This is a genomic window from Calothrix sp. NIES-2100 (assembly GCF_963875285.1).
GTDB lineage: Bacteria > Cyanobacteriota > Cyanobacteriia > Cyanobacteriales > Nostocaceae > Aulosira.
The window spans coordinates 3,305,266-3,324,993 of the sequence record NZ_CAWNLA010000001.1; the positions used below are offsets into that span (position 1 = coordinate 3,305,266).

At 41.3% G+C, this 19,728-nt stretch carries 16 protein-coding genes; 3 read left to right on the forward strand and 13 right to left on the reverse strand.

Annotation, left to right across the window (positions count from 1 at the left end):
* Positions 1-109: 109 nt before the first annotated feature.
* From AACU32_RS13850 to AACU32_RS13895, 10 genes are all read right to left on the reverse strand, one after another.
* Entirely contained in the window at positions 110-2,575 is a 2,466-nt protein-coding gene (locus tag AACU32_RS13850) for a dynamin-like GTPase family protein (RefSeq protein ID WP_096600334.1), read from the reverse strand.
* Positions 2,576-3,006: 431 nt separating this feature from the next.
* Positions 3,007-3,594 (reverse strand): RNA 2'-phosphotransferase, encoded by a 588-nt coding sequence (locus tag AACU32_RS13855; protein ID WP_445223177.1) that lies wholly within the window; start codon positions 3,592-3,594, stop codon positions 3,007-3,009.
* Positions 3,595-3,668: 74 nt separating this feature from the next.
* Positions 3,669-4,994, reverse strand: coding sequence for an aromatic amino acid transport family protein (locus tag AACU32_RS13860; protein ID WP_096600336.1), 1,326 nt, complete (start codon positions 4,992-4,994; stop codon positions 3,669-3,671).
* Positions 4,995-5,260: 266 nt separating this feature from the next.
* Positions 5,261-6,493 carry a DUF1501 domain-containing protein gene (locus AACU32_RS13865; RefSeq protein ID WP_096600338.1) on the reverse strand — a complete coding sequence of 411 codons (1,233 nt, stop codon included), beginning with the start codon at positions 6,491-6,493 and terminating at the stop codon, positions 5,261-5,263.
* A gap of 24 nt (positions 6,494-6,517) precedes the next feature.
* Complete coding sequence (locus AACU32_RS13870) at positions 6,518-6,838, reverse strand: hypothetical protein (protein ID WP_096600340.1); 321 nt, start codon at positions 6,836-6,838, stop codon at positions 6,518-6,520.
* A 159-nt stretch (positions 6,839-6,997) separates the two neighbouring features.
* Complete coding sequence (locus tag AACU32_RS13875) at positions 6,998-8,524, reverse strand: DUF1800 domain-containing protein (protein ID WP_096600342.1); 1,527 nt, start codon at positions 8,522-8,524, stop codon at positions 6,998-7,000.
* 11 nt (positions 8,525-8,535) lie between these two features.
* Positions 8,536-9,015, reverse strand: coding sequence for a Spy/CpxP family protein refolding chaperone (locus AACU32_RS13880; RefSeq protein WP_096600344.1), 480 nt, complete (start codon positions 9,013-9,015; stop codon positions 8,536-8,538).
* Between the two features lie 157 nt (positions 9,016-9,172).
* Entirely contained in the window at positions 9,173-9,517 is a 345-nt protein-coding gene (locus AACU32_RS13885) for a hypothetical protein (protein ID WP_096600346.1), read from the reverse strand.
* Complete coding sequence (locus AACU32_RS13890) at positions 9,514-10,068, reverse strand: sigma-70 family RNA polymerase sigma factor (RefSeq protein ID WP_339377872.1); 555 nt, start codon at positions 10,066-10,068, stop codon at positions 9,514-9,516. Before AACU32_RS13890 ends, AACU32_RS13885 begins: the two co-directional genes overlap by 4 nt.
* A 786-nt stretch (positions 10,069-10,854) precedes the next feature.
* The gene (locus tag AACU32_RS13895) at positions 10,855-11,823 is read right to left on the reverse strand and encodes a threo-3-hydroxy-L-aspartate ammonia-lyase (protein ID WP_096608000.1); all 969 of its coding nucleotides are present in this window, start codon (positions 11,821-11,823) and stop codon (positions 10,855-10,857) included.
* 348 nt (positions 11,824-12,171) lie between these two features.
* Between AACU32_RS13895 and AACU32_RS13900 the strand changes: the two genes are divergently transcribed.
* On the forward strand, positions 12,172-13,332 hold the full coding sequence (locus AACU32_RS13900; protein ID WP_339377873.1) for a hypothetical protein: 1,161 nt from the start codon (positions 12,172-12,174) through the stop codon (positions 13,330-13,332).
* A gap of 390 nt (positions 13,333-13,722) precedes the next feature.
* Positions 13,723-13,944, forward strand: coding sequence for a DUF4327 family protein (locus AACU32_RS13905; protein ID WP_096600350.1), 222 nt, complete (start codon positions 13,723-13,725; stop codon positions 13,942-13,944).
* A gap of 139 nt (positions 13,945-14,083) precedes the next feature.
* Here the strand turns inward: AACU32_RS13905 and hcp are convergent, their stop codons facing one another.
* Positions 14,084-15,718 carry a hydroxylamine reductase gene (gene hcp / locus AACU32_RS13910; RefSeq protein ID WP_096600352.1) on the reverse strand — a complete coding sequence of 545 codons (1,635 nt, stop codon included), beginning with the start codon at positions 15,716-15,718 and terminating at the stop codon, positions 14,084-14,086.
* A gap of 182 nt (positions 15,719-15,900) precedes the next feature.
* Between hcp and AACU32_RS13915 the strand changes: the two genes are divergently transcribed.
* Positions 15,901-16,596 (forward strand): Crp/Fnr family transcriptional regulator, encoded by a 696-nt coding sequence (locus AACU32_RS13915; RefSeq protein WP_096600354.1) that lies wholly within the window; start codon positions 15,901-15,903, stop codon positions 16,594-16,596.
* A gap of 46 nt (positions 16,597-16,642) precedes the next feature.
* Here AACU32_RS13915 and AACU32_RS13920 read toward each other — a convergent pair whose 3' ends face one another.
* Both AACU32_RS13920 and AACU32_RS13925 read right to left on the reverse strand, forming a co-directional pair.
* Positions 16,643-17,107 (reverse strand): P-loop NTPase fold protein, encoded by a 465-nt coding sequence (locus tag AACU32_RS13920; protein ID WP_339377874.1) that lies wholly within the window; start codon positions 17,105-17,107, stop codon positions 16,643-16,645.
* 324 nt (positions 17,108-17,431) lie between these two features.
* On the reverse strand, positions 17,432-18,895 hold the full coding sequence (locus AACU32_RS13925) for an MFS transporter (RefSeq protein ID WP_096600358.1): 1,464 nt from the start codon (positions 18,893-18,895) through the stop codon (positions 17,432-17,434).
* Positions 18,896-19,728 lie beyond the last annotated feature (833 nt).

A 19,728-nucleotide genomic window follows, 5' to 3' on the forward strand; every position in this document is an offset into this window, starting at 1 on the left:
GATTAACTACAGGAAGTGGAAAAGGTTAAAAGCCCTTTTCCACTTCCTATGCCATTCTATTTATTTGTACAGATATGTAGGACTTTTGAGCCATATTTTTTCTGAAAGATTAAGTTTCCGCCACAACATCTAATAATCCATCGGAAATCAGAAATCCGTTACGAGAAATTCTACTGTCACTATTTTCTATTTCCGAATCTAGATCATTAATTAAGGGTAATAAATGCTCATTTACTTGCATCAGTTGCAAACCATTATTAATGCTAGAAGCTGCTAAATTATATGCAGCAATTTTCTGTTTAACTAGTTGCAGTAAACGGTGATTGTTGAGAATTTTTTTCTCGGCTTCTTGTTCCAAGGTTTTTTCTAAATAAGTACGTGCTTGGGGATACTGCTGCAAGATATAATCTGCTTGCTTATCAGCCATTTCCAATAACTGATTTTTGACTATTTGATTGATGGTTTGGCGGAAAGACTTGCGAATAGTTTTGGAAACTTTTGGCTCAAAATCTAATTTCAATAACTGCCTAATTGCAGGTTCGGCTTCTATCATACTTTCGCAGTCATAACCTTGAGAAGTTTGCTGCAATGTTTGCCGGAAGTGATATATAGAAAAAGTGCCTTCATCGTAAAATCTGGGGCTTTCTCTCACAAAGCGATCGCACTCTACACTAGCTGCACTGATCAAGGCTTGGGAAACCATCTTTTCGACAATCTTTACTTCTTGTTCAATGCCGGCATCATGACCTAATAAACTATACAATTGGCGATAATATTCTGATTTCCGCATCTTTTCCATTAGCTGCTGAAAAAGATTGGCAATTAACTGCTGGGAAGACAGAATCAAAATATCTTCTAACTGATTTGCTAGATAATAAAATGCTTCTACTAAAATGGCGATTAAAGGTGCAGTTGCATTGCGAGGATGACTGAGAGTTGCACGTCGATAAGCATCAGCAACCGAAAAAGTATCTAGCAATTCATCCAATCGACGAATCATCCGTGATTGCAATTGCCGAAAATCTGCCTCAAATTCATCGCAGGTATTATTAATTACTAGATTGACTTCTTCTGTAATATGCCCAATAAAGTCTTTAGCAACTTGCTGTAATTGCTGATTGATCCGTTGTAATTCCTGCACCTTCATCGTCGCAATTTCTTGCGGTTGACTATCTAAATCACGATATACAGTTTGATAATGTTTTTTCAATTGAATACAAATATCTTGTAAATCCTCAGCCAGATTGAGAAAAAGTTGAGGGCGTTTTTCTTGGGTAAGATAGCGAGTAATAGCATTTCTAAATTCTTCAATGCCACTATCTTGAATTAGTTGTAAAATTAATGGTGTACCCTGTTCTGTTAAAATTCTGATATAGTTTTCATTGGGGGTTTCAAAGCTATTCACAGAAATGCGGAACTTACTACCTGATAATTTACCAGAGTTAGCACAGTAGCGATTAAATTCATTGACAAATTGTGGCGTTTCCTCACCACCATCTAAAGTTTTGATACTAGCAGCAAAAAGAGAATCTAAGCCAAATCTATCTTTCTGACTTGTCTGCTTAATTTGACTGCCGTAAAATCCTAGCAAACCACTGGTTTTATAAACTCTGCTGGTATCGCGAAACTGCCCGCTAATTAAATCTTCTAATCTTTGTCTTAGTTGAGTATTATACCAAGTTTCATCAATGCGGTTAAAGACATAAAAAACGCGATCGCGGATTCCTCCATTACCCCGCATGGTTTCTAAAAGTTCTGTTTCTTCCTTTGTCATATCACCTGCTGAAGCAGGTTTTAGCACGCACACCACTGCGGAAGTATCAGGATCTTGAATTTTTTCATAAGCTAACAGTGCATCCTTCTTTACTGGTGCATCAATCCCTGGCGTATCGATAATCACATTACCATCTTGTAAAAGAGAATGGTTGCAGTAATATTCAATCCGTTTTAAAACAGCGCTATTACTACCACGACGCGCATAATTAGCAGCTTCTTTGATATTGGCAAAATTAAATTGTGCCATCGAATAAGTAGCATTATTAACTGTGTGGATATGTTGACGATTTACTACATAGCCTTCCAGCAATAACATTAAAGCTTTGGCTTGTTTTGCACGTTCCGATTTACTTTCCCCACCCTCTTGCTGAAGAATAGCTTTACAACCTTGATTAAGTAAGTTAATTACATCAGCTTGATTGATATTTGCTACTGTGTTAAATCCTAGCTGTTTACATAAAGACAAAGCTTGATCGCGAATTTCTGCTTCATTTAAAAATGTAAATACTACACGTTCTTGATCTGGTTCTGCATATTCAATTTTGCACTCTGTACCAGTAGCATGTCCCTCAGCGCTGTATAGCAATTCTCTTTCTAAGAGGGCATTAATTAACATTGATTTACCAGCACTAAAGGCACCTGCAAAGACAATTTCAAATCTGGGAGAAATCGCTTTAGCTAACGAAGTTTGTACAGGTGTAATGTCATAGGAACGAAATGTAGGTTCTTGCTGTAAAAGATGTAATATATACTCAACTTGTTCTTTTAAATTTTGGCAATGAACCGACAAGTCTGACATATTTCTATCCTGAGTACATTGTATGTATATGCTATGAAATTTTGTAGCTAAAATAAAACAGTATAACTACGGATAAAATTGTCTACACCTATGACTGCTAAGGGACTAAACAAACTACTGCTGAAAAATTTATGAAACTATTGGCAATTAGGCTCAAACCCAAGGGAACTCCAAAAAGTCGTTGACTGTTGATTGTTGATTGTTGACTGTGAACAATAGCATATGATCTCTGGACAAAAAGAAAGCCTAAGTTGGAAAATATTTGGTGATAAATCCAGGTGAAGAGTTTCGCTTTCAGAAAACTTTTGATGCGCAGACAGGCTATCAATAATTAGAGATTGAATACCCTCTACTTCATTTTTAAACCCATAGCCTGTATCTCTCATTACTTTTTTTTCAATCTAAGCTTTCTCGGTGTCTAAAAATGCGAGTCAAATTTTTTGCAGATATTTAGGCGGTACATTATCAACTAACCAAACACCATTATCTGAACAGTAGAATTGGTAACCTGCTTGATACATTGCGGCAGCATCCACAGCCAAAACTACGGGTTTTCCATGTCTAGCACCGACAGCTTTTGCTGTAGCAATATCCAGTGATAAATGAACATGATGCCGTGACATTTTAGCAATTCCTGTTTGCATAATTGACTCAACAGATTTTTGTCCTGTACCGTGATATAACACATTTGGGGGAATAACTGGTTGGAACTGCAAATCGACTTCTACACTATGTCCTTGATTAGCCCGAATGAGAGTACCTGTAGAGTCAAAGGAAAAGCGTTTTTTATCATTAGTGGCTACTACTTCTTGCAATTCCTCCAGAGTGATGGGAAATTGATGATTTGCACAGGCTGCTATTAGTTCTTGCACATTTACCCAGCCACCAGCAGCGAGTTTAATACCAATACTATCTGGTTGGTGGCGGAGATGTTTGCTGAGGTATTTGCTGATTTTAAGTAAGCGATTATCCATGATTTCTGGCGCTGCGCGTGTCGGTTGTCGGTTGTTAGTTTTCATTTTTCATTTGTCATTGGTTTAATTACGAACTTGTACTGAGCGAAGTCGTTCGCGTAGCGTCCCGCAGGGAAGTATTACGAATTACGAATTATTGTTGACCAAATTTGTTTGCCGATGATGGCTAATGCAAGGCAAATTATCACTGTCAGCGTTACTTGTCCACCGGGAACAAGTTGTTGATAAATTTTATTTGAATTTTCCTGTCCTTTGCGTTGCTTCCAAATCATCAAGGCGGGAATTATTCCTCCTAAAACTGAGATATTAAATGTGCCAACATAATCTAGGGCAGTAAAGAAAATTTTGGGGTTGATTACCCCGAAACTCATAGGAGGTAAAAGAATCATTGAATAAAGTGGTAAGCGACTAGAAAATTCCACTTTGGTAGCTAAGAAAATTTCTTGGAAGAAGTCTAACAATCCATAGACAAACCCAATGAATGATGTAGCGATCGCAAACTCTGAGAAAATCGAAACTAGCACTCCTAACCATTCTCCCGCACCACCTGATCGCAGAAGTTGCAAAGGATCAAATATCCTACCATTACCAGTATTCTGCATGATTTCCGGACTGACACTGCCCAAAATCACTGCATTCCACGCGAGGAACATGATCAGGGGAATCACAGAACCAATAAACAGGGATTGACGGATTTTGTGGGTGTCGCCTTCTAGTTGAGTCACCACCACTGGCACAATATTATGATAAAACAAGGCTACAGACATCACCGATACAGCACTGCCCACAGCACTCCAATTTTGAAATAAAAATTGTGTAGTCTTAACCTGTCCTCCAGCGAGTAACAAGAGTCCCAGAAATGAAGCCAAGACAATGGCGACAAAAACGCTATTGAGTTTTTCGACAAACTTGTCTCGCCCAAAATACATAATCCCACCAAATAAGAGTGTGAACACAGTTGTCCCCACCCATGCAGGGACAGTATTTTGCACACCTAATACTTTGGCGATCGCAGATCCTAAAATCTCTCCACCTTGGGTAGTGTATGCTACTAGCAAGGCATAGTGTAATAACAGGTAAGTACCACCAGCAATTCGTACACCCATAAAGCCGAGGGTGTTCTCAATCATTGCCAACATCCCCACACTCGCACGCCCTGCTAGACGCATAGTATTTACGCTGGCTTCTGCAATCAATAAACCTGAAACTAAAGTGTATAACCAGACCGCAATTAAAAGCACTGTGGATGGTACAACCCCAGATGGCAAAGTTACCGCAGGTAGCGCCAGAATGCCTGCACCTACAGTGGTTCCCGCGATTAATGCTGTGCTTCCTAGCACACTACCTGGTTGATGACTTAGCCGCTTACCATCAAATTCCAGGTTAGAAAACAATCGCGTATCTTCTTGTTGATTGGATTTGATCGCAGTCTGCATAGGAGTCATGCTCAAGTATGGGCGCAATTTGCTAAGTTAATGTTAAATTATGTAACTAATTTTAGCAAAACACTGTGGGTGGGGAATGGGGAATGGGGAATGGGGAATGGGGAAGGGGGAATGGGGAATGGGTAATGAGGAATGGGGAATGGGGAATGGGGAATGGGGAATGGGGAATGGGGGGACAAGGAGGACTAATGACAACTGACAACTGACAACTGACAACTGACAACTGACAACTGACAACTGACTAATGACTAATGACTAATGACAAATCACGAATTAATTAACGATATTTTCTGTGTTGGGGTATAGCTGGGCAAAACCTGGTTGAGTGTGGCTGGATTAAGCTGCATATGATCTTTCAACACGGCAGAAATTACATCACGAAAATCGGTAGCGATCGCTAAGTCTCGCTTTTGGTAAAGTTGATCGGGAGATAATCCCGGCCATTCTCCATAAACCTTACCACCGCGCACTTTTCCACCCAATACCCACATGACATTTCCATGTCCGTGGTCTGTACCATGACTACCATTTTCTTGTACTGTGCGGCCAAACTCAGACATGACGACAATTGCTGTGTTTTGATAAATTGGCCCTAAAGTTTGTGCCATCACAGCCAAACCCTCTGCTAATTTTTTTAACCTCTGGGCTAATGGGCCTTTACTACCACCTTGATTAACGTGGCTATCCCAACCACCCAAAGCCATAAACCCTAATTCAACTTTAGGGTCTTTGACCATCAATCGAGCTAGCCTTTGGGCATCTCTAGCAAAACCATCCGGTAATGGCGCACCATTATTTGCCATCTTCATTTCATCTTCCAAGTCTTTGGCGATCGCTTGCCGTGCCATCCTTCCTTCTTGATAGCTTTGACTTAAGGTATCATTACCACTATAAAGTCGGTCAAATGCTTCCCCTACTTGCGGACGATCAAGCGACAGCGGATTATTAACTTTTTTCCCTGGTGGTAAACTGGCTACAGACATCTGACCATACAAAATCCTGGGGATTGTCTGTCCCACATTGACTGCTTGGATAGGTGTTTTGTTGGAAATACTAGCCAATAAACGATTCATCCAACCATCATTAGTGTTTTTTGTCCCAGGAACACCGTTTTCCATATAATATTGCGCATCAAAATGGGAACGAGTGGGATCGGGAGAACCGCAAGCATGAATAAATGCTAGACTACCTTTTTGCCACAGGGGCATCAAGGAACTTAAGGCGGGATGCAAGCCAAACCGACCATCTAAATCCAGAACTCCGCCTTCTTTACCTGGTTGGGGAATGGCAATAGTCGGTCTTGCTTGGTAATAAGCTGTTTCTGAGTAGGGAACCACCAGGTTTAAGCCATCAACTCCACCACGCAGAAAAATCACAATCAAGCGTTTCTGATTACTATTATCGCTAGCAGATCTAGCTATCCAAGCATTAGTTCCTACGGCGACTAACGCTGAGGCGGAAAACATTCCTGCTTGGAGAAGAAAGTTGCGTCTTTTCATATCAATTTCAGTAGGGTGGTGGAATTAAAGATAAATGGCAATGGCTGTCATTTGTCCTTTGTCATTTGTCATTGGTAAAGGTTTAAGTTTTATGCTTTTATCTCGGATTGTTGAGTTCTGAGGTGGAAGTTTCATGGTTTTATCTCGGATTGTTGAGTTCTGAGGTGGAAGTTTCATGGTTTTATCTCGGATTGTCGAGTTCTGAGGTGGAAGTTTCTTGTTTTTTACTCGGATTGTCGAGTTCTCAGGTGGAAGTTTCATGCTTTTAACTCGGATTGTCGAGTTCTGAGGTGGAAGTTTCATGGTTTTATCTCGGATTGTCGAGTTCTGAAGTCGAAGTTTCATGCTTTTAACTCGGATTGTCGAGTTCTGAAGTCGAAGTTTCCTGTTTTTCACAAGACAATCCCATACCTAAGCAACAAAAATTCTTCTTCCCTAGCCCCTAGTCCTTAACCCCACCTCTAACACCATGCCCGATGCCCGATGCCCAATGCCCCATGCCCCTTAACGCCGCATAAATTCTGGACTACCTAAAATTAAAGCTGCATGGAGTTGGGGCGGACTAGAAGCGATCGCACTTTGGGTTTTGCTAGATAAAGAATTACCTAATGTATTTGTGAGTTGCAAGCTATCAATGGGTGATGGTCTTACTTTCACTGCTGACTGAGTTGCCTTGGGGACATTATTAGCTTGGTTCATTGGTGCTGGTAAACTTGATAGCGGTAATCTTCCGCCTGCGATCGCAGTGGCAAAGTTAAGCCGACGAGTCATAGCATCAGAGTTTAACCATGCTTCTTCTGTATTTTTGTAGCCATCAGGAGTTGGACAACCATAAACCGGCATTCCCGACTGTTGTAGGAAACTGACTATTGGTTTTGTATTTTTAACTTCCATCCCTGTCGCCCGCACTGTTGAAATTGCATATTGATAGGGTGTTTTAAACTTGGCGTTAAAGTTTTTTGTGTTCCAAAACTCTGAACTGTGGAATAAAGTATCGAGGACAGCTTGAATATTGCCATCAGTAGCGAGATAGCGCTGTGCTAAACGATTAACCAAAGCTGTGGGTGGGCGATCGCTGACAAAATACTGAGCTAATTTGTAGCTAATATGACGAGCAGTTGCCGGACTCCGGGCTAAAATATCTAAAGCTTGTTCCCCCTCATCTTCTCCACCGCCTTTAATAGTAGTTCCGAGAAAAACTTTGTCGCTAGGATCGTGGCGTTTTGGATTAAAGTAAAATCCGTCACTATTAATATTGGGCTGCTTGAGACTAGTAATTCCCCAACCAGTGAAAATTTTTGCTAGAGCGATGACATCTTGTTGAGTATAGCCACCATCCACGCCGAGAGTATGTAATTCCATTAACTCACGGGCGTAATTCTCATTCAAACCCTGAGTTTTACGACGAGCCTTAGGGTTACTAGGAGCAGTATTTTGCCAATTGTCTAGATAATATAGCATAGCCGGATGGTGAGCCGTTGCCCCTAAAAGGTCACGAAAGCGACCCAGAGCTAATGGTCTAATTGCTTGTTGTTCGTAGGCTCCCACCCAATAGCGATCGCGTCCCTTACCTGCATCCACATTAAAATGGTTGTACCAAAAGTCCACCATTACTTCTTGCAGTTGTCTAGGACTGTTAGTAGCCCGTAATAAACGTGCTTGAGTTGTTTGTTGTAGAATTGCTTGAAGTTTGCGATCGGCAGCTCTTTTTTCTTCTCGACTGAGTTTTTGTCCAACTGAGCCATAAGCCAACAGTTCCATCGGCTTCATGCTGAGAGTTTCCATCTGCGCCAATTGACTTTTGAGGCTGGCTGATTCTGGGATAGTATCCGGTGAGAGTTGCTCTTTAATGTAGCGGTCTACACCAATAGACTCTACCCGTTGCACATCTCCAGGGCGAGGCCCAAAACTCAAACGGTTAATTAGATGTAGAACTTTCGGATCAACACTTTGAGATGCTGCATTACTGGGCGTAACTCCTACCAGTAAAATTAACAGCGACATGACAAAGAATTTCGGCTTCGCGCTCATAAAGCTATTTTTCACCTAATTGGGATATTTGGACGACGATTGGGAGAATTGTGTTGCGACTTGTACATATATTCAGCAAACTTTTGCCGTTGCTCTAAACTCAAAATCTCGCGTATCGCCAAAGTATTTTCAAACTGAGCATCAGCAAGCTGCTGCTTGAGGATTTTGAATTGGTTGTATTTTGTGCGCACCTCTGCTGGAGAAGCCTGTCCCGCTAATAAGTTATGTAATTCCTGCTGTGCTTGACGCAAAGCCTGTTGTTTCGGCTTGATTTGGTCTTGGGATTGACGGCGAATTTGTTTAATTTGCTCTAGTTGTTGTGGTGTCAAATTCAAATCCTGTAGCCATCCCGATTTCCGTGGCTGGGTCGGTGGATTTGTCGGGGTTTGGGCAGATAATTGTTTTTGAGAATTACTTACCTGGGCAATAACGCTAGCACCACTAAGGGTAATTAAAATAGCCGTCACAATGGAAATCTGACGTAAATGCATAATTAAACTGATCTCCCCAAAAGATTAAGTAAGGGAACTCCAAAAAATAAATTATTCCGTTAAAGTCGTTGAATGTTGACGGTTCACGGTTGACTGTTAACTGTGAACCGTGAACCGTCAACAATCACTTCGGGAATATTTTTTTACGAGTAAGTCCCTAATCTGTATCCACCTCTGTGAAATGCAATATATAACTATCGGCGCGATCGCTTTTTGTACTTTGCCAATTACTTTCCATGAAACTTTCCAAAGTCGCTAGTTCAGCTGCACTGGGTTTAGGAGGTACTAAGACACGGTAACTAACCACAGCAGCTACTAAGGAAGCAGCGACAACAGGTGAAACTAACCACAGTCGCCCAAGATGGCGTTGGGGTTTAACTACTGAAGCTGGTATCTGCTGTAAAATCTGTTGTTCCAAATCCGGGGAAGCCGGGGGAACTGGCGGACGATGTTCACGGAGAAAATTCACCAAATCTTGGTCATCATGGGGAAACTGAGTCATAATTGCACTCCTTGTTGTTGGAGAAATTGACGCATAGCAGCACGAGCATGAAATAGACGAGATTTGACAGTTCCTAGAGGAATATCGAGTATTTCTGCTATTTCTTTTTGCGGTAATTCCTCCAAGTCATGCAAAACTAGTATGGTGCGATGGTCAAAACTTAAATTGGTCAGCCCCTGTTGTACCAAGTCTTGATAATGCAGAGCCATCAAATCTGGGGCTTCTTGTTGGGTAGGAGTCTTTTCTGTAAGCGCTTTTAATTTAGTCCGTCGCTGAACTTCTGCTTGTCGCTGATCGCAAGCTACATTCCAAGCAATGCGGTATAGCCAGGTAGAAAATTGTGCTGTTTGCCGAAACTTGGGTAATCCTTTCCAAGCTCTTAAAAATACCTCCTGTACTAAATCATCTAAGCTGGATGGTTCACATTGATACAAAATTGAGCGCACCCTTTGCTGATGGCGACGATAAAGCAGCCCGTAGCTTTGGATGTCACCTTGTAAGCACTGCTGTACCAGATAACTATCAGATTCGCTGACGGATTTGCTGGGCAATTGTCTATTCTTTGAAAGCCTGATTGGCACAACTAGCACCTGAGGTGTTTGCCTCCATCCGATTTGTGGCTGATATTTATTAGACCGGATGGCTAAGAGAAAGGTTCAATTGGTCAGTTGTCAATAGTCAGTTGTCAGTTGTCAAGCTCAAAGTTTCAGGCTAAAAGCTTGGTTAGGGACATCCAATTTTTTTAATACCCAATAAATTTGTAGTGCGAGCGTAAAAGAAGCTGGTGTTCATTCATCGAGCAAGATGTTTGTCCTTCGCTGCGGGAGGCTGCGCCCTAAGCGTAGCTATGCCGCAGGCTTTACGGACACGCTCTCGCGTTCGCATTACGGAATATGGGTAATTTATTGGGGAACTCCAAAAAATAAATTATGCCAAATTGTAGGGGCGGGGTTACCCCCATTGGTGTCAACTTAACGTGAAACCCTTGCCAGGATGTGATTTGATACAAAATCACGTACCATCAAGATCCGCGCTACCCCACCCCAGTTTTGTCTAAAAGCCAAAACGTCCCCTCCCCGCTTGCGGGGAGGGGATTGAGGGGTGGGGTAAAATGCCTGTGGAATAAGCGTTTTGACTTAAGTTGACACCAATGGGTTACCCCGCCCCTACGAGTTGCGGGTTTGGTAGGTTAATGATTGGAATATTTTTTTATTTGGAAGTCCCTTGTTTGTAAGTTCCTTAATGCAGCTAAAAGCCTCAAAAGGCAATCAATTCACAATGCAGTTTGTCTCCCTTCCCTCATCTCCCACACCTACCACAGCCCCCAAAGACTCAAATCAAACAGAAAATAATTTACGCGCTTGTGTCAAATCGACATTGCCACCACTGATAATAATCCCAATCTTCGCAACTGGGACTGTCACCACATCTTCTAGTAAAGCAGCAGCGGCTAGTACTCCTGTAGGTTCAACAACAATTTTCAAGCGTTCCCAGAGGAAAAACATGGTGCGGACAATTGCAGACTCTGATACTGTGACCATATCATCAACGTGATTAAGTACTAAGGGAAAAGTAATTTTCCCCAAGCTGGGAGTACGTGCGCCATCAGCAATCGTATTCGGGTTATTGACCGTTTGCAGAGTTTTGCTGTAAAAGGAACGGGTAGCATCATCAGCTAATTGTGGTTCAACGCCAATCACCCGACATTTTGGTAACAGGGCTTTAGTTGCGATCGCACAACCGGAAAGTAAGCCGCCACCACCGCAGGGAACTAATAAAAAGTCGAGTTCGCCCACTTCCTCGATCAGTTCTAAAGCTGCTGTACCTTGTCCGGCGATTACATGGGGATGATCGTAAGGGGGAATGAGTTTCAAGCCGCGATCGCCTGCTAAACTTTGGGCGAGTTCTTCCCGGTTAGTATTGTGTCGATTATAGAGAATTACCTCAGCCCCATAACCGCGAGTAGCTGTTTGCTTAACTGCGGGGGCATCATCGGGCATGACAATAGTTGTGGGGATATTGAGTAATTTTCCCGCCAGTGCGATCGCTTGTCCATGATTCCCCGATGAATAGGTAAGAACGCCTTTTTGTTTTTGGGCTTCAGATAGCTGTGTTAATGCATTGTACGCACCTCTAAACTTAAATGCCCCTGTGCGTTGAAAATTTTCGCATTTAAAAAACACCTGACTCTGAGTCAGTTCATTCACTGTCCTCGACGTTAACACAGGTGTATGGTAGGCAATACCTAAAAGCCGCTTCTCAGCAGATTCTACGTCAGTAATGGTAAGCGAGTTATCCTGTAGCATTAATGGCAGTATAAAAGATTCTCGCTCCTTATTTTTAACCGAAACAGTATTAATGCCAATCACCCAGTGATTGTAGGCAATATTTTTTATAGATTCGTAGTCAGGACTTTAGTCCTAAAACACATCTATTTTGAGAACCATAGTTTTAAAAGTAGTGGGAGCATCTGCAAGAGAGCTCTTCGTAGCGGGCTTTGGGTCCCGCACTACTCCAGGTTTCAAAATGGACGAGGTTTAGATAAAAATTATCTTAATAATTTGCTAAAAATTATACTTTATCACTTAGCAATCTACTAGGTTGATTGCTCACAAGTTCCTCAAATTTTTCTGCTAATTTCAAAGTATAGCAATATGAGAGTTGCAATAAATTTGTTGCTAATTGTTAAATTAGCAGGACGCGATCGCTTATATTTTGGAGGCTTAGCTAAAATGAACGAACAACGCCTCTGTGCATATCTAAATTTAATTCAAGCACTGCTCACCTGTGCCGATGGAGAGGAGTGGAATATTTTGCACCAGCACGAAAAACTTGTAAACACCGAATTTGTGCAAGTAATGCAGCAAGTTGCTCAACAAATGGTGAATGACGGCGAGGTGGAATCAGCAAAGTTTTTGTATTATTGGGTAGGACAATTAAATCATGTTTTATCCCCAACTGCTAATTATCATCAAGATAACGAGCGATTACAAGCTTACTTAAACTTAATTCAAGCACTTTTAAACTGTACCAATGGTCAAGAAGGTGAAGTTTTAGCTGCAAATCAAGATTTAGTTGATTCCCGCTTTGTACACCTGTTAAAGCAAGTTGCACGCCAAATGGCTGGACGGGGTGCAAATAATACTGCTGTTTACTTAAGTAATTTAGCTACACAAATAAGTCGTAATTTAGCACAACAAGCAGATATTCTCAAACCCAAGTTTGAGCGAGAAACTCAAATTAAATATCCGGTAAACAATGAACAAGCTCAGGAGGTTAAACATTTTAAAGAATTATTATCTCGGTTAAACAATAACTCTAATCACCACCAGACTTCCTCAAATTCCGCTTTAAAAAATTCGTCAGAACACCAGACTTTAAGCAATAAAACTGTTCAAGAAGCAGTGAATAGAATAGCTGATTCTTTAAAAACCTCTCCAGCATTGCCAACAAATGATTTAGATGATCAGCAAGCAGAACAAATTCCCGAAGTATTGCCATCAGTTAATAGTAACAAGCAGCTAGCTGAAGTACTGGGGGAAATAGCGCAATCTTTAAGTAAGCTAGAGAAAATATTGACTGCTAACTGGCAATCTCCTAATCCATTATGGTACATGGAGGTATTAGAACGTGCCCAATCTTCTAATTGGTTGCTGACAAGTGAAGAAATAGAAAAATTAATCGGAGTTAAACCTAAATGCGAAGCAAGTAAAGATTCATTTCAACGTGGTTGTTGGATTTTTACAAAAGCTGGCAAGATGGGTTTACAAACTGCATGGCGAATTGCCAAGTACACAGATATAGGTAATTCGTAATTCGTAATGCGTAATTCGTAATGAGATTTGGTCAAGGTTTTAAGTTATTGCCAACGGTGGTTGATTTATGTTGTGGTGTATGGTCTGTTTCATAAGTTCGTAGTCAAGACTTCAGGAGTGAAGTTTGAAGTACAGTTTGTGATTAAATAAGGCAACGCTATGAAACTACTGGCAGTGGTAATCATTTCTCCTCTGGGAAAAAATTGAGGCATTCCCTGGGCGCGGTTCCCCTGCTTAAAGAAACTGCCGTCTGATTTAAGGAAGCCTTCCTGAAATCGGACTTTTCGTAATATAATTAGATTCAATTGCTGACTGACTTACTATGAAGTCATCAAAATTAATGAACTAGACTAATGTGTTACAAATAGTAATTTATTGGGAGTGCTTATTATGAAAACTGCTGTTAAATATGACCTAGAAGTTCTGAAAGAAGAAGCTCGCTATCTGGTCAAGAAAGGAGCAATTAAGCGGAATGAACCAATTTATGCATTATGTAAGTTTATTCCTGGTCGTGATTGGGTTTGTCTAGAGTTAGAACTAGAAAAAAATGAATTTTTGTTACGGGATAAGATTATTGACTTGTTAGCTAATGAAACATGGAATGAAGATTAGCAAGGGCAGAGGGGACAAGGGAAGGGGGACAACGAAGAACTCTTGACTTTTGCCTCTTGCTCAATGACAACTGACTCTTTTAAGTCAGCCGCTATTTTCACAAAGGATAGCGGCTGATTAAGACTGCAATACTCAAGGTTTATCCGAGACATGCGGCTAAATCTTGTTCGGGTGAGGTAATCAGTTTGAGATTGAATTTCTCTGTTAGCAACTTGACAACATTAGGTGTGAAGAAAGCCGGGAGTGTGGGGCCTATACGAATATTTTGGATACCTAAGTGAAGCAGTGTGAGGAGAACTGCGATCGCTTTCTGTTCATACCAAGATAGTACCAAGGAAAGTGGCAGTTGATTAACACTGAAACCGAAGGCGTTTGCTAAGGCGACAGCAATCTGAATCGCTGAGTAAGTATCGTTACACTGTCCGATATCGAGGAGGCGAGGAATACCGCCGATATCACCTAAATCTTTGTCAAAAAAGCGGAATTTGCCACAGCCTAAAGTTAAGACGACACAATCATCGGGAATTTGTTCGACTAACTCAGTGTAGTAATTACGTCCAGGTTTGGCACCATCACAACCACCAACTAGGAAGAAGTGACGGATATCACCTTGTTTTACAGCATTAATTACAGTATCAGCTACACCTAACACGGCATTACGAGCAAAGCCTGTAGTTACTGTACCGCGATCGCACTCTGAATCAAATCCGGGCATTGATAAAGCTTTGTTAATAATTGCGGAAATATCGCCAATGCTGGTATGTTGCAATCCAGGATAACCCACAGGCCCCAAGGTAAATACTTTGTCTTTGTAAGATTCATGGGGAGGTACGAGACAGTTCGTCGTCATGACAATTGCGCCAGGGAAGTGTTCAAAATCATGGGTTTGGTTTTGCCATGCTGTGCCGTAATGTCCATAGAGGTGAGGATAAGTCTGCTTTAGTTTGGGATAACCATGTGCAGGTAGCAATTCACCGTGAGTATAAACCTTGATATCAGTTTTGGCTGTTTGCTCCAGGATAGCTTTCAAAGCGAGTAAATCGTGCCCTGAGACAAGAATTGCCTTGCCTGTTGTGTTGCCGAGTTGTACAACTGTGGGCGTAGGATGGCCAAAGGTGATGGTATTGCCTGCATCCAACAGTTCCATTGCTTTGAGGTTCATCTGTCCTACTTTTAGAGCCAAATCGAGCCAATCTTGCAGAGTCTTGTCTTGGGCATCTAAATTAGCGAGAACTTCATGGAAAAATATATATAAACCTTCATCGTGCTGATCGAGTTCACAAGCATGGAATGCATAGGCAGCAACACCCTTGAGTCCATATAATACTGTGAGCTTGAGTGAGAAAATATCTATATTTTTAGCTGATTGACTGATAAACTCAAATTCTAAGTCTTTACCTTGCTGAATTTGTTGTGTTGAACTGCTAGCAGGTTGGAAACTGGCGATTGCAGACTCAACAACAGCATTACCTGTAGCTTGAATTTGTAACTTCAGACTCTCACGTAATGCGATCGCGCGATTCACAAAGCTAATAAAATCATCCGCCGCAAAATTGACGTTTGTCAGCGTAGAAAATAACATCTCACAAGTAAACTCATCCGTCTCGCGAGTCGTAATTCCTAGAGATTTTGCTTGCAAAGCCACTTGCGATAGTCCCCGCAAACAATGGACTAGTAAATCCTGTAAAGCATCGACTTCTGGACTTTTACCGCAGGCTCCCCACTGATGACAGACATCGCCGCGAGTTGTTTGTTCACATTGGTTGCAAAACATAATCTTCTCTCTTCTCTAATCTTGATGCTTCCAGCTTATTGAGAACCCAAAAGCAAATCCTTGATCTAAGTCAAAAGTAGAGATAAAGTTTGGTAACAATAAAAGGCAGAGGAGAAATAATTGTTGACTGTTGACTGTTGACAAGTGACAAATGACAAATGACAACTGACTACTGACAAACTATGACTGTAACTGAACGTGTCTTAGAAGTTAAACAATTTTTACAAAGTACACCGATTTTTCAAGGTGTATTAGATGAGCAATTACAGGCATTAGCGAATATTGCTATCTTACAGAGTTATAAAAGAGGTGCAACAATATTTTTAGAAGGAGATCCTGGTAGCGGGTTTTTTATCGTCAAATCTGGCAGAATTAAGGTTTTTAAACTAGCTAATGGTGGTAAAGAACAAATTCTGCATATATTTGGTGCGGGAGATCATTTTGCTGAGGTTCCGGCTTTTGATGGTGGACAATTTCCAGCCTCAGCCGCTGCGATTGAAAATTCCGAGGTAGTGTTTATACCTCGCGCCGCATTTTTGATGGTTTTGCAGCAACACCCAATTTTGGCGATCGCTATTTTAGGAACTTTTGCCCGCCATTTGCGAAAATTGACGCATTTGGTTGATACCCTTTCGTTTAAGGAAGTCCCCGAACGTTTAGCAAACTACTTGTTAAATTTGAGCGATCGCCGTGGTAATGCTGATGTTTTCGAGTTGGATTTAGCTAAAGGACAACTTGCTGCACTATTAGGTACAATTCCCGAAACCCTCTCCCGCGCCTTTTATAAACTCAGTCAAGATGGCATCATTGAGATTAACGGTACAACGATTCGATTGTGCGATCGCGATCGGTTGATGAACTTAGGGAAAAATAAATAAGCCAGATCATACCGCATTGGAGTTTACAAAACTCAATTTCAGAATCTTAGTTGCGGAACTGCTCCACTAAATTTACTAAATCTTGATTACGATCAACAATCTTTTGAGTTGATAAAGAATTACTATTTGACATGGCATTTTTCAATGTTTCAAACTGTTCTTGTTCATTGAGCCGCCGTAACAGTTGAGCAATAATTCGCTCAACTCTCATGTCAATTCCTAAATCAAATATCCCCTCCGGTTCTGCTTCAGAATTTAGCAAGCGATCGCTGACATCAAAAAAAGCTTGGAATAACCAAGGATTAAAAGTAACAACAATAGGTTTTTCGTCCTCTGGCTTTTCCTGAAGGTATTGAACTAAGAAATTTAACAGTGTAGATTTGCCAAAGCCCCAAGGAGCGGTAATTGCGATCGCAAATCCTCCGGGGAAATTCATTTTGCAAATACTGTCTGCTAGATATCTGGCAAAAGGTGCGTATTCTATAGCGATTCTCAGTTGGATGCAATACAAAATTATATCGTGGCGGGTAGGGGCACGGCACTGCCGTGCCTAAGAGAGTGTATTGGACTCAACCGAAAACCGCTATAATCGATCGTGTTTTGGATCTGTTAAAGGATTATCTGCGAATTGCTCATTTATATTCTCAGTTTCGCTGCCTGACGCAGTGGTTGTTTCCACCATGAGACTTTCCCCTCTGTAACTATTTCGCATCATGCAACATGAAAAAAAGAAATCCTTCCCTCCCAAGGAGGGAAGGATTGTGTTATTTACAGCAATTTACATCAGGCTTAAATTATGAGTTTCTAGCCTCTGCTTTTTTGGCGAAAATATGGATTAAACTGCCATTTTTTCGGCGGAAACTAACTCTGCTTTTGGCTTAAAAGGCAGAATTTTTTCTATCACATGAGCAATCGGCTTGCTGCGCGGTTCTCGGACAAATAATAAGGGAAAAAGCGCAATTAATCGCAAAGCAGCGGAAAGCGCAAATAGCCCACTTAAACCACCAATAATATCTAGCTGGGCTAAGAAACCACCAGCAGTTGCGCCTAAACCACCACTAACACCAGTAACAGCAGCTGCGATCGCAAAATATTGCGAAGGACGATCCAAAGGAGCGATTTCCATCTGAATATTACTGTTACACAAGTCGAGTGCTGCACCAAAACCACCCCAAATTAGGTGTATCAGAGGTAGCCATATCCACACAGAAATGATGTCATTTCCAACACCCAGCCAGAATAAGGGTGTGACAGCAATTAAAACGCCAACTAATAATAATACTGGTCGATTTCCTACCCGATCGGCTAACTTACCCCAGAATACAAGCATGACTAAGTTTGCCCCAGCAATCAAACTTGCATAAATCGTGACCGTAGTCAAGTCTAATTCTAAGTTTTTCAACATATAAAAGTTAAAAAACGGGGCGCTGAGGTTGACGGCGAATGTCCACAAACCAACGTAGAGGAGAAATTTTAAGAAATTGCTGTCTTTGAGAATGGTGAATATTTTTGGTTGGAGGCTGTCGGGATTTTCCGCATGTGGAGACGAAGCTTTACCAGCGCGATAAACTTGGGGATTTACATCCACCATCCAAAACTGACAAGCCAAACTGATTAGGCCGATGATTACACCTAAGAATAACAGTACACCATAACCTTGGATGCCACCACCAGGCCAAGCCGAGACAGCATATCCAAGAACTGGTACAGACAAGAAATTAGCCAAGCTACCTGCACTATTGCGCAAGCCAAAATAACGCCCGCGCAAGGGAGGAGGAACCAAAGCAGCCATCCAGCTAAACCAAGCGCAACCGCCTAAGCCTCCTAAAATATTAGTGACGACAATGATTCCTAGCGTCCAAATGACTAATTGGTGGGATTCAATATGAGAACAGCAAAACCAAGTAATACCCGCTACTAAAATCAACCAAAGTAGTCTGGAAGGGCCAAACACGATCATGGTATACCAATGGCGACTAGAAGTGCGATCGGCAAGATAGGCTCCTAGTGGTTGTAAGAAATTCGCCAGTAGGGGAATTGAAGATAGCAAGCCAATTTCCACAGGGGTAGCACCCAACTGGAGTAAGAAGTTAACCAGCAAAACGCCGCCAGTAATATTAGAAAAAATAGTGGCAAACACTCCATCTATAGTGGAAGCCTTGAGACTAGTTCGAGTAGCTTGCTTCGAGATTTTCGGTGGCGAATCTGTCTGAGGTATGAGTGCTGATGCTGGAGCGGGCTTGATTACTTCTACTTCTATAGGAGGTGATTTTTCTAATAGTTCTGATAGAGTCTTCACTAGCGGAAAATCTTACTGTATTTGGTGGTAATAAACTGACAATAAGCTGGCGATTAACGCACAGTAACAGCCAAAAGCATGATAGATTTTTCAATCTAACGAAATAAAAGTTAAAATCCGATATTATGCCTAAAGGCTCTTCACAAAATACTGCCAAAGAGTAGGTTTTTAAGAAAGGTAGGGGGATGAGGAGTAGGGGAGAGAGGGGAGAAACGAACCACACTTTCTTAGCTCCCCCCATCTTCCACACTCCTTGTTTACTCAATGCCCAATGCCCAATGTTCATGTCTTCGTTGTGTGATTGATTACATGTCTGTTTCGGGTCAAAATAGGGGCTTTGAGGAGAGCGGGCGAAATATTTAATAGTTCTCAGACATCCTCTGAAAAACAACTAATATTTTTATCAACAATTTATCTAGGTGAAAGTGTAATTTTTATCAAAATTATCGTTACTTAGCTCAGGGATATATAGGATTTATATCTGATTTTGAACTACAGCTAGATAGGGCTATGCCTGACAAAACCTGGAGATGCTGGGAATGCCCAATTTAAACTTTAGAGACTTAAATATATCGCTCCTCAATCAATTCGTCAAAAGAATCTCTTTCCTATTGTCAGAGTGCCTATTGTCTCACTCCCAGACTAATTTCACAACTCAGATAGGATTGCTATAAGATTGCGACATATTTATTTCTCGATAATTGCCCTTTTGAACAGAGTTTTTCATGTTATTGGCAAATCACTAAACTATACCAGATAATGGTGAAATTCCGAGTATTACTTTAAACTCTAGGTTAAATTGTCAATTTAGGTGAGAGTAGCACCAAGAAATA

Bases quoted from the DNA above. Each gene is read 5' to 3' on its own strand.
- AACU32_RS13885 (WP_096600346.1), bottom strand. From the start codon at position 9,517: ATGACTCAGTTTCCCCATGATGACCAAGATTTGGTGAATTTTCTCCGT.
- AACU32_RS13870 (WP_096600340.1), bottom strand. From the start codon at position 6,838: ATGAAACTTCGACTTCAGAACTCGACAATCCGAGATAAAACCATGAAA.
- AACU32_RS13900 (WP_339377873.1), top strand. From the start codon at position 12,172: ATGAGAGTTGCAATAAATTTGTTGCTAATTGTTAAATTAGCAGGACGC.
- AACU32_RS13895 (WP_096608000.1), bottom strand. From the start codon at position 11,823: ATGCTACAGGATAACTCGCTTACCATTACTGACGTAGAATCTGCTGAG.
- AACU32_RS13855 (WP_445223177.1), bottom strand. From the start codon at position 3,594: ATGAAAACTAACAACCGACAACCGACACGCGCAGCGCCAGAAATCATG.
- AACU32_RS13905 (WP_096600350.1), top strand. From the start codon at position 13,723: ATGAAAACTGCTGTTAAATATGACCTAGAAGTTCTGAAAGAAGAAGCT.
- hcp (WP_096600352.1), bottom strand. From the start codon at position 15,718: ATGTTTTGCAACCAATGTGAACAAACAACTCGCGGCGATGTCTGTCAT.
- AACU32_RS13865 (WP_096600338.1), bottom strand. From the start codon at position 6,493: ATGAAAAGACGCAACTTTCTTCTCCAAGCAGGAATGTTTTCCGCCTCA.
- AACU32_RS13875 (WP_096600342.1), bottom strand. From the start codon at position 8,524: ATGAGCGCGAAGCCGAAATTCTTTGTCATGTCGCTGTTAATTTTACTG.
- AACU32_RS13915 (WP_096600354.1), top strand. From the start codon at position 15,901: ATGACTGTAACTGAACGTGTCTTAGAAGTTAAACAATTTTTACAAAGT.
- AACU32_RS13860 (WP_096600336.1), bottom strand. From the start codon at position 4,994: ATGACTCCTATGCAGACTGCGATCAAATCCAATCAACAAGAAGATACG.
- AACU32_RS13880 (WP_096600344.1), bottom strand. From the start codon at position 9,015: ATGCATTTACGTCAGATTTCCATTGTGACGGCTATTTTAATTACCCTT.
- AACU32_RS13850 (WP_096600334.1), bottom strand. From the start codon at position 2,575: ATGTCAGACTTGTCGGTTCATTGCCAAAATTTAAAAGAACAAGTTGAG.